The sequence below is a fragment of the Mucilaginibacter sp. CSA2-8R genome (genome assembly GCF_038806765.1).
Classification (GTDB): domain Bacteria; phylum Bacteroidota; class Bacteroidia; order Sphingobacteriales; family Sphingobacteriaceae; genus Mucilaginibacter.
In genome coordinates, this window is the sequence record NZ_CP152389.1 from 2,566,063 (window position 1) to 2,582,043 (window position 15,981).

The 15,981-nt window shown below is 41.7% G+C and carries 13 protein-coding genes; 4 read left to right on the forward strand and 9 right to left on the reverse strand.

Annotation, left to right across the window (positions count from 1 at the left end; translation table 11 throughout):
- Window positions 1-25: 25 nt before the first annotated feature.
- Together AAGR14_RS10650 and AAGR14_RS10655 are read right to left on the reverse strand one after the other, a co-directional pair.
- Window positions 26-505 carry a hypothetical protein gene (locus AAGR14_RS10650; protein WP_342648576.1) on the reverse strand — a complete coding sequence of 160 codons (480 nt, stop codon included), beginning with the start codon at window positions 503-505 and terminating at the stop codon, window positions 26-28.
- Between the two features lie 12 nt (window positions 506-517).
- Window positions 518-1,495 carry a helix-turn-helix domain-containing protein gene (locus AAGR14_RS10655; RefSeq protein WP_342648577.1) on the reverse strand — a complete coding sequence of 326 codons (978 nt, stop codon included), beginning with the start codon at window positions 1,493-1,495 and terminating at the stop codon, window positions 518-520.
- 209 nt (window positions 1,496-1,704) lie between these two features.
- Between AAGR14_RS10655 and AAGR14_RS10660 the strand changes: the two genes are divergently transcribed.
- From AAGR14_RS10660 to AAGR14_RS10670, 3 genes are all read left to right on the forward strand, one after another.
- Complete coding sequence (locus AAGR14_RS10660) at window positions 1,705-2,100, forward strand: DoxX family protein (protein ID WP_342648578.1); 396 nt, start codon at window positions 1,705-1,707, stop codon at window positions 2,098-2,100.
- Between the two features lie 149 nt (window positions 2,101-2,249).
- Complete coding sequence (locus tag AAGR14_RS10665) at window positions 2,250-2,618, forward strand: glyoxalase (RefSeq protein ID WP_342648579.1); 369 nt, start codon at window positions 2,250-2,252, stop codon at window positions 2,616-2,618.
- A gap of 111 nt (window positions 2,619-2,729) precedes the next feature.
- Window positions 2,730-3,158 (forward strand): VOC family protein, encoded by a 429-nt coding sequence (locus AAGR14_RS10670; RefSeq protein WP_342648580.1) that lies wholly within the window; start codon window positions 2,730-2,732, stop codon window positions 3,156-3,158.
- Between the two features lie 76 nt (window positions 3,159-3,234).
- On the opposite strand, the gene AAGR14_RS10675 is transcribed toward AAGR14_RS10670, so the two are convergent.
- The 4 genes from AAGR14_RS10675 to AAGR14_RS10690 all read right to left on the reverse strand — a co-directional run bounded on the left by AAGR14_RS10675 (window position 3,235) and on the right by AAGR14_RS10690 (window position 6,515).
- Window positions 3,235-4,158 (reverse strand): beta-1,6-N-acetylglucosaminyltransferase, encoded by a 924-nt coding sequence (locus AAGR14_RS10675; RefSeq protein WP_342648581.1) that lies wholly within the window; start codon window positions 4,156-4,158, stop codon window positions 3,235-3,237.
- A gap of 439 nt (window positions 4,159-4,597) precedes the next feature.
- Window positions 4,598-5,101 (reverse strand): endonuclease V, encoded by a 504-nt coding sequence (locus tag AAGR14_RS10680; RefSeq protein WP_342648582.1) that lies wholly within the window; start codon window positions 5,099-5,101, stop codon window positions 4,598-4,600.
- On the reverse strand, window positions 5,085-5,873 hold the full coding sequence (locus AAGR14_RS10685; protein ID WP_342648583.1) for a hypothetical protein: 789 nt from the start codon (window positions 5,871-5,873) through the stop codon (window positions 5,085-5,087). The genes AAGR14_RS10680 and AAGR14_RS10685 overlap by 17 nt, the downstream gene beginning before the upstream one ends.
- A 138-nt stretch (window positions 5,874-6,011) precedes the next feature.
- Window positions 6,012-6,515 carry a hypothetical protein gene (locus AAGR14_RS10690; RefSeq protein WP_342648584.1) on the reverse strand — a complete coding sequence of 168 codons (504 nt, stop codon included), beginning with the start codon at window positions 6,513-6,515 and terminating at the stop codon, window positions 6,012-6,014.
- 382 nt (window positions 6,516-6,897) lie between these two features.
- Here AAGR14_RS10690 and AAGR14_RS10695 point away from each other — a divergent pair, with 382 nt between their 5' ends.
- Complete coding sequence (locus AAGR14_RS10695; protein WP_342648585.1) at window positions 6,898-8,013, forward strand: GAF domain-containing protein; 1,116 nt, start codon at window positions 6,898-6,900, stop codon at window positions 8,011-8,013.
- Window positions 8,014-8,063: 50 nt separating this feature from the next.
- Here the strand turns inward: AAGR14_RS10695 and AAGR14_RS10700 are convergent, their stop codons facing one another.
- Genes AAGR14_RS10700 through AAGR14_RS10710 form a run of 3 tightly spaced genes read right to left on the reverse strand, consistent with a single transcriptional unit; the run spans window position 8,064 to window position 15,966 of the window.
- Window positions 8,064-8,846, reverse strand: coding sequence for a hypothetical protein (locus AAGR14_RS10700; protein ID WP_342648586.1), 783 nt, complete (start codon window positions 8,844-8,846; stop codon window positions 8,064-8,066).
- Between the two features lie 36 nt (window positions 8,847-8,882).
- Window positions 8,883-9,581, reverse strand: a complete 699-nt coding sequence (locus AAGR14_RS10705; protein WP_342648587.1) for a hypothetical protein — start codon at window positions 9,579-9,581, stop codon at window positions 8,883-8,885.
- Between the two features lie 4 nt (window positions 9,582-9,585).
- The gene (locus AAGR14_RS10710) at window positions 9,586-15,966 is read right to left on the reverse strand and encodes a putative Ig domain-containing protein (protein WP_342648588.1); all 6,381 of its coding nucleotides are present in this window, start codon (window positions 15,964-15,966) and stop codon (window positions 9,586-9,588) included.
- Between the last annotated feature and the right edge of the window lie 15 nt (window positions 15,967-15,981).

The following is a 15,981-nucleotide window of genomic DNA, read 5'->3' on the forward strand; positions in this document are numbered from 1 at the left end:
AGTTTAAAATAAGCGCGACTTGCAATTAAAATGGTAGACAAACCGCGCTTTTGAAAATCAAACAAAACGGTTCGGCTGCGATTCCATACAGTTTATTATATCCTTCGAGATTTTGAATATAGGCGTTAAGTGGCTCGTTTGTCAGCGTAGACTGTTCAGATAAATCTGACACTTTAAAGGGAAATGGATCGCAATTATAGATGGCTCGATTGAAAAATAGGGCATCGCTGCGGCTATTGGTATTTAGTAAAACAGCATAGAGTTGAGCATCAGCGCTTGCCAATGCAGTCTCCTGTACAGCATATTCAAAATGCCTTATCAGTTTATCAAGATGCGGTTTCCTTTTTTTAAAACTGTTATTGCCATAACCATAATTATCAAAATGAATATGAAAGTTGAGTTGCCTGTAGGTGGGATTGCTTATATCGGCCAATTCTTTCTTAGTAAACTCATTTTGTACTGTCAAATTCTTAAAATATCTTTTTAAACCCCGCGGCTTTTTCATGGATGCTTCAAATTACGCAGCCGCCGTGCGGTTATATTTCATTTTATAATCTACCGGCGACAAGCCAGTAAGCTTTTTAAAAATATTTCGAAATGCCTTCTGGTCAGTATAGCCCACTTCGTACATCACCTCGTTCACATTTTTTGACGAATTTTCTAACTGCTTTTTTGCTGCCTCTACCTTTACCCTTTGTATATAAGCAGCAGGGGTATTACTGGTTGCTTTTTTAAAGCGCCGCTCGAAATGGCGACGGCCGATGGCAAAACGATCGGCCAGGTCATCAATATTTAGTTTGTCGCGGTAATGTTGCTCAATATATTCTTGTGCAAGTTTGATAGGATGATCTTCGTGCCGTTTTTGACCATTAAACATTACAAAGGCTGACTGGCTTTGGCGATCAATTTCAATGGCAAAAAATTTAGCTGCCATGATAGAAAGCTCGCGACCGGCATATTTTTCGATTAAGTGCAACAGTAAGTTCCAATACGAACTGGCGCCGCCGCTGGAATATAGCCCGTCAATTTCGGTGATAATGCTTCCCTCGGTCATGCTTACGGCCTGGAACATGGACCTAAACTCATTGGCCGATAACCAATGTGTAGAACATGCTTTACCATCCAGTAATCCGGTAGAAGCCAGCAAAAAAGCGCCTAAACAAAGGGATGCCACCTCGGCACCTTGATGATATTGTTTAATTATCCAAGGCTTAAACGCTTCGTTCAGCGCAATCATGCTTTGCATATCGCCAGATAAGGCAGGAATGATTACCAAATCAGTTTCCGGCAGGTCGTCAATCAGGATGTCGGTGTTTACTATAAAACTGCCGCCATTTAATGGTACTTGTGCCGATAAGCCAGCTAACTGTACCTCAAAAGCAGGCGGCTGCCCTGTTTTACTTAAAAACATGTTAACGGCAGTAAACATGTAGCGTGGGTCGACGATGGCCGACGGAACCGCTTCGTAAGGTACTAAAATGGTGACGCGTTTCATGGTTTACAACTGGTAATGGTGAGGTGTTATAATTTTGATTATCTTCAAATCTAATAAATGTGTATTAATCAGCGCGATGTCTGATCTCAAAAATCATGGGTAAATGTCGCATTTGCCCCCTGCCTTAGTCCGTATCAGGTAGTACAGCAGGGTGGAGGTAGTCGTAACTTTGATATGCAAAAACTAAACACCAATTACTGCATAAAATTATGGAAGCAGCATTATCAGCAATTAACAAACCCGCCACCTCTAAAACAGCACTTTGGGCGGGCCGTATCATTAGCGGTTTGTGTGTACTGTTCTTATTGTTTGATGCTGTGTGCAAAATCATCAAAGAGCAGCATGCTATCAGCGGGTCTGCGGCATTAGGGATACCGGTAAATGCCATTCCGGGCATTGGCTTCACCTTATTAATTTGCACGCTGCTTTACGCTCTACCACGCACCGCTGTTTGGGGCGCCATATTGCTCACTGGTTATTTAGGCGGCGCTATGGCTATCATGATGCGTGCCGGGCAGCCGGTTTATTTTGCTTTAGTTTTTGGGTTGCTGGTTTGGTTGGGTCTTTATCTGGTCAACAACCAAGTGCGTGGTTTTTTAAAATAGTTTATAACCAAGAGCGTTTGCTTAAAAGGCCTGCAACAAACCGGTAGCTATTGCATTTTGGGTAGGCAATTTTTGATTTTAATGAAGCGCAGTAATGCTCACTTATGATTACTTTTATAGCTACCCATCCAAAAGATACAAAGCCAGTCATGAAACATCAAACACAATCAATACGGCCATTCATCGGTTCAAGAAACTTTGAGCAGTCCAGATATTTTTACCGCGATTTAGGTTGCGAGGAAGTGGTGTTGTCGCCTAACATGTCTTTATTAAGAATGGACAGCGTGGCCTTTTACCTACAGGATGCTTATATGAAAGACTGGATAGACAACACAATGGTATTTATAGAAGTGGACGATGTAAGCCGCTATTTCAACGAGTTATCAGCACTGGATTTACCCGGCAAATATCCTGGTACCAAGCTAATGCCTATCCGCACCGAACCTTGGGGACGCGAATGTTTCCTGATCGACCCATCCGGTATCTTATGGCACTTCGGCGAGTTTTTCAATCATTAACATTAATACTTACACTTTCAGTTATTGAAGTTTTTAATCAGTTACAATCATAACAGCATCAGTGCTATTAATAAACAAGTTAAATCGGTATAAACCTTAACAAATAATAATATGGCCAAAATAGTAGCTTACTTGCATTTTAAAGACAACTGCCGTGAGGCAATGACTTTTTATCAGCACTGCCTGGGCGGCGAGGTAGAAATCATGATTGTTAAAGAATCGCCCATGGCCGGACAAATGCCGCCTCATATGCAAGACCTGGTGCTGCACTCCAGCCTCAATAACGGCGAATTAAGTTTATTGGGATCGGAAATGCCGGACTCATCAGCTACTACAGTCGCTCAACCAGTTGCGCTAATGTTAGTATGTAATACTCGCCAAGAGGCAGTTGAAAAGTTTGAAAAGCTGGCCGAAGGCGGAAATGTCACGCATCCGATACACGACTTTTTTGCAGGTACTATGGGTAATCTGGTGGACAAATTCGGCTTTTGCTGGGGCGTGTATAGCGAGGAAACTTCTGCTGCAGTGGACGCTAAATAAAATTGCCGGATAGTAGGCTATCCGGCAATTTTATAACCAAGCTATCCTGTAAATTTACAGGATAGCTTGGTTATAATTAATGACTGAAAATAAAATTTCGATTTATGCGCTCCTTTAATCTTTCTATTAAACCTTCCGATTTTTCAGGGTGTAATTTTCTGCAAAATACAGCTCCGCTTTTTGTTATATCATCATATTCCCGTTCATCTAATACTAACGGAAATGTTGGGCTTTCCCTCTTGGGATGCCATTCAATATATCTTAATGAATTGTATTTTTCGATACCTAATTCCTCAGCAACATCGTTTAATAAGGTATGGAATATGATTTCATCCCCACAACAGGTCAGCTTAAACCTTTTCAGGTAGCTTGGATTATCCGACAGATAATTTAATACGTATTCTGTTACTTTTCTGTGCCAACTAAACCAACTCCACCCACCTATCAAATTCGGTATTTCACTTCTTTTTAACTTTAATTTGTCGTTTACTTTCAAAGCCAATCGCGTTAAAATTGAGGGATAGCTAACATTTAAATAGGGTATATATAATTCGTCTATCAGATGGTAATTGTTAATTCGCCATGGATACTTGTCTTTCTGCCATTCAGTTATTTCTCCAGGCGAATCAAAGTGCATATAGCTGTTATTGTTATTCTCAAATAGACCATCAAAATTACTGTTGTTCATGCAAGGGTAGTCTTGGCCAGATAATGAGTGAAAATAATCAATATTGACAGGATGATTAAATGCCTGCTTTAATAATGAAATTGTACATTCTATCTGACTGAAGCCTCCGTGATTGACGATAATATTTTTGTCTGACAGGTGCACATTCTTGATGCGTTTTAGTTGCTGCAAATCTTGTTTGGTAAAAGCCCGGCTGTTTTTAGCGTCGATGTTGATGAAGAAGAAATGATTATCAGCCTTTAATAAATTAACAATATCAAAAAGCTGATTAGGATATGCATGAGCCTGGATCAAAAATGCATGGTTTTTCATAAGTAGTAAACAAGTATGACTGCCGAACGATATAAAATCTACTAAGCGCCACCTTTACAAAAGTAAATTATTTATTAAATACTAAAAAAAATCGAATTTATTGTGCAATTTTCACAATAAAAAAACATCGCCATTAACAAGTTTTGTGCTACAGCTTTTCAGTCGCATTTCTGTATGCCATACTTGATTTTGTGTTACCTTTTGAAGATGGAGCTTGCTGTTTTTAACAAATTTTATGTTTACAACGACGGGTTGGCAGTATTTGTTTGAGCTATACCATTCTTCGATTTGTACATCCCATCTTACTGTATGAAGCGGCTACTTATCATTATTTAAGAAACGAAATGTTTATCAGATAATTATTGGGCGCGTAAGCCCTGGTCGTTACAACGGTATATGCTAAGGTTACAGAAAAGAAAAACCCGAAATTTCAACAAAGTTATACGGTTTTCGTTTCCCTATCCAAAGCTTTCAACAATGTTGGAATGCGGTAAAGGCCAGTCATCGCCGCAATATATTGTCCTGCAGTTTGCAGATCGATGCCCACAGAAGTGATGTACAGCGGGTTTATGCTGCTACCTCTTAGTAGCAGGAGTTTAGATTTGTTTAAGGTAGCAAAGTTAGATTTTGCTACACCAATTATTGGTATTTTACGCTGCACTGCATCATACAGATGGCGGCCCAAACCAGGTGCATGTTCGTCGTTCAAGTATACATATCCGTCAACCACAATGGCCTTAACATTGGTAATATCAATTTGTTGAAGCAAGCTTAGAATGCAGGGAAGCTCACGTTTATAAAACTGACCGGGCACATAGTTGGCTATACCAACCAGTGTTTCGCTATAAACCATTGCAGCTTCGGTGGCAGCCCATGTTTCGAATGCGAGGCATACAGTTTTTGCCTGGTCACCAAAATAGTAAGTGTCAAAAGCGAGTATCAAAATCTAACTTTACTACTATATGGTTAGGAACAGGCGGAAGCAGATGATCTGCTTTGGCGTTTAAGTTTTCCTTGTTTATTGCATTCGTCTTTAACTCAACAGCTAATTCGCGCGTTTGCCGTGTTGAATGATTGATTAAACTATCCATTAATTTATAACCCAGATTGCTGTTTTCTTGATAAACGGCATTCAGCCAGCCGGGCAATAGTTGGCAGCGCGAGAAATGTGTGTCCAATTCCGGATAATAGTTGGTGAATAGCGCCTCAAAGCACTGTCTTAATACATGGTCATAATAATAAGATACATTACAATACCTGCCGTTGCCCAATTCGGTATAAACCTGCTTTACTGCGAGGTCTCCCGACGGTGAGAAATATGAAGTGTGGTGATGGCTTTGCTCCTCAATTGGCTGGCCATTTTTATATAGCCATTGCGCATTATCTTTTGCTAACATGCCATCGCAATCCCACAAATGCTCTGTGTTGACGTCCCATTCTTTTCTGGGTTTTCCGTCATCATACCACTCTTTTTGCGAAACACAACGGCCTTGATGATAAACGTTATCTGCCAATGAGTTGCCATTTGGGTAAAAAACCAAATCATGCCCATGTATCATACCATCGGCATAATCAACCACCTCATTGCCAATGTCACTGCCACCGTTTATAAAAAGCTTGCCGGTAAAGGGTTTGCCTTTGTAACTTAAAGCGTTGCTGTTATCGGCATCACTAAAACAAAAATCAGCGCTGTTAAAAATAATTGGCTCGCTCATAACGCCTCCTGCTTAATTGGTTAGCTATACAGGTAATGCGGTTCGGGAAAACTGCACTTAGCGTAAAGTTAAATAAAAAAGTTTCTGAAAGCCAAATTCATTTAACGTTATGATTACAAAGTTTAATTAACAGATAACCTATAGAGAGATACCATTAACATCAGTGATTTTATTTTTGTCGGCATCCAATTTAAAATAGCAGGTGTCAGTTTGGGGCTGCTTATTCTTGTCGAGGCCGCCAAACACTACTTCAACTTCCCATCCCAAAGTTTTATCACTTTTGAAAGCCTTGGCTTTAGTTTTTATGGCGTTAAACGTTTGTGTTAATTCGTTACTCGTTTTTTGATCCAGCTGGTTGTAATGGTTGCGTTCTTCTAAAGTGGTGCTTGCATCCATCTCGGCACCGTAAAAATTTCTCTGCTTCTTTAGGCTGTCGGCTTTAGTCTCCATGGCTTTGCTCTCGGGCGTATTATAAAAAGTTTCCTTTACCGGTCGAGGATCGCCTATTACTACATTATTTAAATCGTCGGGGTTAGCTACTCGCTTATGTAACTCAGCTTCGATGTTTTTACGGTAGTCGTTGCCGATAAGGCCCTGGCAGGCGCTTAAGCCTAAAACAGCAATCAATAGCGATTTTTTCATGGATGGATATAGGGGTAGAGTATTGAAAACATAAACGGCAGGCTACCATGATGGCATTGTTAGCAAAAGTATTAATGCAATTGCATGCTATAATAATGCCCCAGCTCAACTACATTATAATACACCGTTTTGTTTTTTATGCAGGGCGAAAATAATTAAATTTTCGCAACGTAACGTTAATTGTTTGTTACCAATTATAATAAAAGTTACAAATTGCTGCAAGAGTATTAATTTTAGAGAGGCATATTATTATGTAAGTAATTATATTTTGTTATGGTTAAATTTTGATAAATAAAGCCAATTAATAGGGGCTGTATGCGATATAAACGTATAAGATTGTGCAACTTAGCACCAGGAACACATAATACCAGGTATCAACCTTATGCCTTTTAAAGAACAAGAGCGACTGCGAGCGGTTAACCGTTTTTTACAGCTGGAGCTTAGCAAAGAAAAAGAATTGCAGGAGATAGTAACTCTTGCTGCCAACGTATGTGGCAAACCATCAGCACTTATTTCACTTATTGACCAGGATAAGCAACTCATTAAATTTAAGCACGCATTTGATTTTGATATACCGGTAAAACAGGATGGCCTTTGCCATCATTTAGTTGACAATGGTAAGGCTGTAGTGATAAGCGACGTTTTAGATAGCCAATGTTTGGCTGATGAAACATTTATGGGCAGACAAACCGGCATACGTTTCTTTGCCGCCTCGCCTTTAATAACCACCGATGGTCATCATTTGGGCAGCTTATGCGTGTTAGACCAGCAGCCAGGTATACTGACCGATCTGCAACAACAACTGTTGCACTCGTTGGCCCGGCAGATTATACAGTTACTGGAATTTGATGTGAGCCTGCAAATTATTAAAGAGCAGCATGACGAGGCCCGTCGGGTAGAAACAGAATTGCGTGCCTTTTTTGAAAGTTCTATCGATTATCATTTATTGCTTGGGCTTAATTTTGAAATATTAGCCTTTAACAAAGCCTGGAGCAGCTACATACAGGCCTCATTAAATTTAAGTTTAATTAAAGGCGCTTCAATGTCATTGTATTTGCATCCTGACAACATAGGTATGTTTTACAAAGATTATCAGAAAGCACTGAAAGGAACAGCCGTTTTTGTAAAGCGGAGAATTAAGCATACAGTTCCTTTTGTTTGGCACATGATTAAATTTGAACCTTCATTTAATACAGAAGGTGAAATTATTGGCGTTGCGATTAATTCTACCGACATAACGCGCAAGGTGCAGCAGGAAGAAATGGTAGCGGCTCAAGAACAATCTCTGCGCGAAATAGCCCTGATCCAATCACACGAACTGCGCAGGCCGGTAGCCTCTATACTTGGGCTGATGACTCTTTTAAAAATGGACGGCCACGCCGAAAATATCCTCGAACTGCAATTAATGGAACGAGCGGTGGCTGAACTTGACGAAAAAATTAAGCTGATAGTGAACCATGCAGCCGGGGATGCCATGGGGGAGCACCCAGTGGTTTGACGGAGATATAATCCTGAGGTAAGTTTATAAATGTTTATATAACCATTGAATTACAAAAGGATTACTGACATCCTGTTGTCTTTGTATTCTTCCCAAAGCGATTGAAATCTGTAAAATAAATATTCAAATTCGCCCAAATTGCAGTAATAACGCGCGTATATTTTTTCGCTGGGGTTTTCGCAAGTGTCGGTGCTTTCGCTTTCTTCGATTTTTGTAATGTTTGTCAGGGCATCGTCGACTATCGCTTCGAGCTTTTTATCTGTTATTGCCGACTTGCTGATACTAACTATTTCTTCATCACCTGAATAGGCATCGCAGTTTTCTTTCAATAAAATTTTAGCGAAAAGATGCCGCCCATAGCTAATAAACGTGTTGAATTCTTCGGCATTCAAACAAAATGTTTCACGCGCTTGGTTCTCAAATTCGTCGTCAAAGTCGTTATGGTAATAAAACAAAAAATCACCCCATGTAAAAGAAAAAGAATGGCTTCGGTCATTGATGCGTTCTACATAAATAAACCCGTACCGTGCCATATGCGCTTCAACCGCAGGTACCTCAAATGCAAAATCGTCTTTATGCTCTTCGCTCGCTACTTCCTTTAGCCAAAATAAAAGTTCCATCAATTCGTCTGCATTTAGCTGATAAATGTCAGTTCTGATTTTATGCAATATTTCTTCAGCATCCAACTTTGATTGCGAACTCCTGTCATTGCTATTATTGCGGTCTACAAACTGTTTGAAGGTAAATGGATATAAATTATTATCCATAACATCGTTAATCCGCTGACGAATTAACTGTGGGTCTACTTTAAATATATCAACAACGTGTCCCATAAATTAGTGCGAAAATTGATTTTTTTACAGACAACATCAATTTACTTTAAACCGGTATGTGCCCGAATCTGATGTGTTGCCCTTACTGTCTTTTGTAATTACTTTCCAGTAATAGTATGTATTATTAGTTACGGCAACGTCAGTTAAAGTAGCCAATGTTAAGCCAGCCTTTAAAAGCGAAGGGGTATTGGTTGTGCCGAGGTAAACATCATAAGTTGCAATGTCATTATCTACGTCTTGTCCGTTCCAGGTGAGGCTGATCTTACCGTTCGCTGCTGTAACCACACCTTCGATAGCCGGCGAGACTAATTCAGCCGGAAACGGCGCATAATTAGTGGTGGCAGGTCCGGAATTGTAAAAACGCCAGGTTTCGCTCTGAGATGTTGTGCTGCTTTTGGTTGATTTGCTGGTTACCGACCATGCGTAAGGCGTGTTACGCGATAGCTGAACGCTTAATGTGGTAGCATTTATAGTTTGAGTTGCGAGCGCACCAGTCTCCAGATTTTTTAAATCTACCTGGTAACTTTCGGTATTGGCTGCCTCGCTCCACTTAAGCGTAACGGTGCTCAGTGTGGCGGATGTTACGACACCCTGTGTACATAATTCGTTTTTAGTTGGCGTAATTAATATTGCTTTTGCTGGCGCCGCAGGTGTTGGTTCGGGTTCCGTACCGCCGCTGCCACCGCAACCATATAAGAAGCTTATTGCTAAAGCCCCGAAAAATATCTTTTTCATGATGTTACTTCTTGATGAGTTTATACACTTTTTCTTTGCCATCTACCATCAGATGCATCGAGTAAACGCCCATGCTTAACGCTGTCGCATCTAAGCGTACCACACCCGACTGTGCCGTAAATTGCTGATTAAGCTTCAATGCTCCGGTACTTACATCATACAATTTGATGGTCGCTTTGCTAACTATTTCCTCGCCCAGGTTAACATAAATAACGTCCTGGAAAGGGTTGGGGTAAGGCAACTGCTTATCAGTTTGCACATAATATTCTTCGAACGTGCCCTGGCAAGGTTGGTCGGTTGTTACCGTGACTTTGTTACTACCCGACTGTAAAGGTACTGTGATGCTGCTGGCCGAGGTTTTATAAACCGTGCCGTTGAGTGTGACGTTATAATTATTTCCACCAGCGAGTGCCAGAGTCAACATCCCGGATGCTTTATCGGTACTGGCATACACCGAAAGGTCTTTTGGTTCGCTGATAACGAGGTCAAAGCACTGACGGAAGTCGGGTTGCCCGGTTACTGTAATACAAACATTGTAGGTTCCTGGCGGAAAACCCGGCACACTTAAACTGTCTTTAAAAATTGATGGCCCGATTGAAACCGGCCCTCTGATAAACGCGCTGTAGTTTTGCAGCTCGGTTGCTTTGATGGCTATAACACCGTTGTCCTGACCTTTACAAGTGATGTTAGTGCCAACTACTTTGAAATTTGTAGCAGGTAAATTAAATACTGAAGTCAGTAGTACAGCTTCGCTACGATCTTTCCAACCATCAACTGCAATGTTAACACTGTAGTAATCGCCCTCGGTTGCCGTGTAAGTGGCACCGGTAGCACCTGGGATTTCAAAATTTCCTTTCACCCATTGGTAAGTATAACCTTGACCAGTACTGGCTTTTAATAATACACTTTTACCTTTGGCAAAGGTTGTTGGTCCGTCAACCGTAATTTGAGGCCTGGGTATAAATCTAAATCCGGTTGCAGTGGTAGTACCTAACGGCGTAGTTACCGTTATACGGCCATCGTTTTTAATTATCTCGGGCACTGTAGCCAAAATGCTATACCTGTTAGATACACTAAATGAAGCTGCCGGTGTGCCACCAATGGTTACTGCTGTTGCTCCATCTAAAAAGTCTCCTGAAATGTAGATATTATTCCATGCGCCTCCTGTAAGTCTTCTTTCAGAACCTGCTGTTGTAGGCGTAAAGTTATCAATAACAGGTCCAGCAATAAATCTAAAATCTCTTGGCTGTACGGTTCCAGTATTCCCAACTATCTGGAGTTGGCCAGCAGTTACCCTGCCCGGTATGAAAAACATTACTGAGTCTGACAGGACAGTAAATGATTTAACGTTGTAACCATTGATGTTAATTGATTTTACATCGTTAAGGTTACTGCCCTTTACTGTCACGGTGTCTGCCGCACGTGCATTAAGCGGTGTAATTGATTTGATGATAGGGCTTGTATATTTAAAGCCCGGATAAGTAACAGTTCCGGCTGCTGTGGTGATTATAATATCACCGCTTCCTCCGTCACCCAGTCCTACCATTAATTGGGTAAGCAATCTGTCGGCTCTAACGGTGACTGGTTTTACACCGCCTATGGTGATATCGGTAAAGTTAGTTATGCCTGTGCCAGTAATGGTTATTGTAGTCGCACGACCGCCAGTCATTGGACTCACAGATGTTATAACAGGTTTGCTAACAAAATTAAAACCGGATAAAATTGCTTTGCCATTAGGAGTTTGCACTGTAATGTCGCCGCTCTCGCCGTTTCCTAAAACTGCTTCGATTAAAGTTGGTGAAATCACTTTAAAAGATGCTGCAGGTTTACTGCCAAACATTACAGCGGACGTTAATTCGAAATTTTTACCTGCGATTGATATAACTTGTCCTTCGTACGGGTCGCCTTTAATTCCGGTAATTTGAGGCAGGGGAGGAGTTGCATTAACGGCAATAGTAACTTTGGTTGAGCTGCTGCCTCCAGCGTTTGTTGCTGTGACCGTGTATTCTTTTTGCGCTGATAAAACTGTTGGCGTACCGCTGATAATACCTGTAATTTTGTCAAATACCAAACCTGAAGGGAGAGCTGGCGACAAGCGATAACCATTGATGGATACTTTTTTGATTCTACCGTTTTCGGTAATGTACAGCGTGCCGTCTGCATAAGTAATGCCATTCGGAAAAATAGCAGTAACCGGAGATGCTGTTGGATTGAATGCGGGCAAAGTTTCGACACTACCATTGGTAGTAACTTTCCGGGCAACGTAGCTGCTCTGATCTGTTACAAAAAGATTACCTTCTTCGTCGATGGTAACATACGAAGGAGAAAAAAAGCTTTTAGACGCATCAGTATTAGTTGCGACGAAAACACTTGTTGTGCCGGTAGGCGTAATTTTGCGTATTTGATTGTTGCCACTTTCGGCAACGTAGATGTTACCCACAGCGTCAACCGCTAAACCTTTAGGTTGGTTTAAATTGCTTGCTAACGTAGTTACGTAAGCGGTGTTCGATATCTTACGTATTTTTCCTGCGGCGGTTTCAGAAACATAAAGATTTCCATTATCATCTGCTGCAATGTATCTCGGGTCGCTGAAACTTGCACTTGTAGGCGCTCCGTCTGTCGAAGCATTTGTTCCGCTGCCGGCGTAGGTGGTCACAACTCCACTTGGGATAACCCAACGTATCTTTTTATTGCCGGCGTCTACTACAAAAATACCTGATGCAGCAACTGCAACGTCTGTTGGGCCATTGAAACTTGCCGCTGCCCCCGAACCGTTTGCACTGCCCGAAAGCCCGCTACCTGCCAATGTAGTTACAGAACCATTAGCACTTATAAAACGGATGCGATTATTGTAGGTATCTGCCACGTAAAAATTGCCTTTTTGGTCAGCAGATATACCGCTGGCGTTTGCAAATCTTGCGGTATTTGCGTCGCCGTCGGCAAAGCCACTACCAGAGCCTCCGCCAGAAAACACTTGGGTAAATGTATTGGCATCATTAACCGGGCCACCAGTGTTGTTGGGCGACAAAGGGGCAATTGGGGTATTGATGACAAATGGCGTTGAACTGCCATAAGCAATTTTAGGTGCTTGCGGCAATTTGACTGATAAATTAAGAGTTGTTGCACCTGCACCGACGATATTAGCAGCTGTTATAAAATAATCGGTAGCAGCTAAAAGCGTTGCCGGCGTTCCGGATAATGTCCCGGTCTTATTGTCGAAGCTTAAACCTGGTGGCGGCTCGGGACTTATGGTATAACCTGTAACATCTATTGAACGGATAAGCTTGTTGCCCCAATCGGTTACATAGATTTTCCCTGCAGCATAAGTTACGCCAGTAGGCTGACTAAATAATGCATTGTTGCCTACGCCATTTGCATTACCACTATTACCTGTCCAGCTACCTGCGATAGTTTTTACAACACGTTGGGGCGAAATAGCGCGGATGGTACTTGTACTGCGGTCGGCAACATAAAGCGTCCCAGCTTTATCTATGGTAAGGCCATATGGCTGCGAAAAACTAGCTTGAGTGCCAACGCCGTCAGCATAGGAAGAACGGCCGCTGCCGGCAAATGTGGTTGCTATACCGGATGGTGTAATTTTACGAATTACGTTGCCGATAGCTTCGCTAACAAAAACGTTTCCGTCGGTGTCAACGGCTATACCTGCGGGACGGAAAAAGCTGACCGCGCTACCCGTGCCATTAGTTGATCCGGCAGTTCCGTTACCGGCAAATGTGGTCACTACGCCATCCAGTGTTACCTTGCGTATAAGATTGTTGCCGTAATCGGCAACATACAAATTGCCGTCAGGCCCTGAAGCTATGCCGACAGGCTGATTAAAACTGGCTGATGTTCCGGTTCCGTTAGTAGATCCGGCTGTTCTGCTACCTGCAAGCGTAGACACCGTGCCGTCACGTGTAATTTTGCGAATACGGCTCGTACCCTGGTCAACAACGTATATATTTCCGTCTTGACCTACGGTAATGCCAATTGGCGAGTAGAAACCGGCTGCAGCGCCAACTCCATCCTCAGAACCCGGAATGTTGCCAGCCAGCGTGGTTACATTACCGATCGGTGTAATAACCCTTATTTTACCCGGATTTTGATCGGTTACGTACAGATTGCCCTGTTCATCGGCGGTAATGCCGACAGGATTGTAAAAGCTCGCCGATGTGCTGTAACCATCAGAAGAGGTAGCCTGTCCATTACCAGCTACTGTAATAGTATTGCCGTAATTTGATGCGGCTACCACGCCACCTTTGTTGCTGGGTGTAAGTGATGTTATTGTTGTACCCGCCTCAAAATTTGATGGTGCCTGGTATGAGATTACCGGCGACTGCATGTATTCAAAACCATCCGAAGAACTCTTGCCGAAAGGTGTTGCGACAGTAACAGTACCTGATTTAACTCCATCAGGTACAGTTGCAACAATAAGCTTTGAGGAAACCACGACAAACTGCGTTACCGGGACACCACTAATGGATACCGCATTTGTTTCTAATAAATCGCTTCCGTTTATTCCAATTTTCAGCCCGGATGTAGCCGGTGCAGGCTTCACTGAGATAATTGTCGGCCCGGCTCTGTAAACAAAACCTTCTTTATCATAACTTCCAAAACTGTTAGTAACCGTTACATTTCCGTTTCTTGCATTTCCAACAGTAGCCACAACTCTTGTCGGTGAAACTATATTAAAATTGGTGGCGGATACTGCGCCAAAGCTTACTTTAGTAACATTGTCAAAATTGTATCCGTCAATCGTAACCTTAAAATCAAAGCCGGCTGTTTTTGGTGCGAAAGATTTAATTATCGGTGATGGCCATACCGCAATTGCATACCATGACTCAGAGCCATCCACTTGGTCGTCAACACCATCAGCGTTGGTGTTAAAGGCCGTTACCGCAACTGTTTCAGTATTTGAAACCTTGTTAATAGTATAGGTAGAGTCCGTCGCCTTTACTTCAGCAGAATGTTCATAGGTAAACGCGTCAATAAATCCCCAATAAATTTTGTAACCTTTTATATTTGTTGATGAATTTTTGACCCAGCTGATTTTCATGCCTCCATTAGCGTAGTTTTTAACCACATTATCCGGGGCCGATACGGGTGCGGTAGTTGATGGCGAGTTTAGTATTGGTAAATAGGTGATTTTGCCTTTTGGGTTGGTATTTTCATAAACTGCGTCGCTAACCTGCCGACCGCTTTCTAATTCGTAGAAATTATTGTCTGCAGCAATTTGGTTTAGATTGAAACCTCTGATAGCAAAGCCTTTTGGTTCCAGAAAATTGTTACGATTAATTTGATAGTCAACAGCGGCATTATTTGTTGTAATTGAGTTTAAAAGTCCGTTGAACAAACTGTTTTTTAGTGTGACTACACCTGCAACGGTTGGACTTTTGCCGATATTTATACCACTAATTTTAAGGTCTCTGACCGCTGATATTTCTGAGTTTTCGATTGATACAGGCCCCACATCGACTAAGAACAATGGATTGTATCCATTTTTGTCAAGTAGGGGCTTAGTTGCGATAAATTTCGAATTTTTTATAGCATAGGTATTCGTTGTAGTGGATATTGGTGTGTTAAGCAAGATTGTATTGATTATGCTTACTTTACCGGTTGCGTTCGAAGTTAAATTCGAACTGTTAATGATAAAGGAGTTTTCAATCTTGCAGTTATCTAAGCTTAGGCCTGCATCGCAACATCCAACAAAAAAAGTACAACCTCTCGAAAAACTCTTACTTAAGTTAATACCGCCTGTTTGGGAGTCACTGATAATTGAAGAATTATATATTTGAGAATTTGATATATTGATAGGCTCAGCATCGGTTGAGGAACTCCGGAAAGTGGATTCAATAGCCAAGCAGCCTGTTAACTCTAATCTTGCAGTTGCTTTGTAACCATTGGTTGTAATGTAACTTTTGCTAAGATTGGCGTTGGAAACCGTCAGTGAACCTGTATTTCTCGAAGTTGTGGGAGAGGCGGATGTTTCATTGCCAACACGCAAGTTGTTTATACCTACACCATCGCCTTTGAAGCTGATGAAACTTAAAGTTGACGTACTTAAATCAGCTTTTTGAAAATCGAGAAAAAAAGCGGACGGCGAACTTGTATTCTTGAAAATAATACTGTCAGACTTATTACCGATAGCGGTTAAGGCCCCGTTAATTAATATTTGCGATTGACTTTTTCTTTCAACGGTAACCCCCGGTTCTATAGTTAGGGTGAAGCCTGCTGGGACATTTACGTCACCCGTAATGATGTAAGGGCTTTTAGCTTTAGTCCAGGTTGTATTGGCAGTTAACGCTCCGGAAACGTTGGTTTGTGCGTAACTAAAATTTACGAAAACAAGAGAGAAAAAAAAAGTGAAGAGTAAACGTTTATCCATATAAATTGCTAAAGG

Bases quoted from the DNA above. Each gene is read 5' to 3' on its own strand.
- AAGR14_RS10670 (WP_342648580.1), top strand. From the start codon at position 2,730: ATGGCCAAAATAGTAGCTTACTTGCATTTTAAAGACAACTGCCGTGAG.
- AAGR14_RS10655 (WP_342648577.1), bottom strand. From the start codon at position 1,495: ATGAAACGCGTCACCATTTTAGTACCTTACGAAGCGGTTCCGTCGGCC.
- AAGR14_RS10700 (WP_342648586.1), bottom strand. From the start codon at position 8,846: ATGGGACACGTTGTTGATATATTTAAAGTAGACCCACAGTTAATTCGT.
- AAGR14_RS10705 (WP_342648587.1), bottom strand. From the start codon at position 9,581: ATGAAAAAGATATTTTTCGGGGCTTTAGCAATAAGCTTCTTATATGGT.
- AAGR14_RS10710 (WP_342648588.1), bottom strand. From the start codon at position 15,966: ATGGATAAACGTTTACTCTTCACTTTTTTTTTCTCTCTTGTTTTCGTA.
- AAGR14_RS10675 (WP_342648581.1), bottom strand. From the start codon at position 4,158: ATGAAAAACCATGCATTTTTGATCCAGGCTCATGCATATCCTAATCAG.
- AAGR14_RS10660 (WP_342648578.1), top strand. From the start codon at position 1,705: ATGGAAGCAGCATTATCAGCAATTAACAAACCCGCCACCTCTAAAACA.
- AAGR14_RS10690 (WP_342648584.1), bottom strand. From the start codon at position 6,515: ATGAAAAAATCGCTATTGATTGCTGTTTTAGGCTTAAGCGCCTGCCAG.
- AAGR14_RS10695 (WP_342648585.1), top strand. From the start codon at position 6,898: ATGCCTTTTAAAGAACAAGAGCGACTGCGAGCGGTTAACCGTTTTTTA.
- AAGR14_RS10665 (WP_342648579.1), top strand. From the start codon at position 2,250: ATGAAACATCAAACACAATCAATACGGCCATTCATCGGTTCAAGAAAC.
- AAGR14_RS10650 (WP_342648576.1), bottom strand. From the start codon at position 505: ATGAAAAAGCCGCGGGGTTTAAAAAGATATTTTAAGAATTTGACAGTA.
- AAGR14_RS10685 (WP_342648583.1), bottom strand. From the start codon at position 5,873: ATGAGCGAGCCAATTATTTTTAACAGCGCTGATTTTTGTTTTAGTGAT.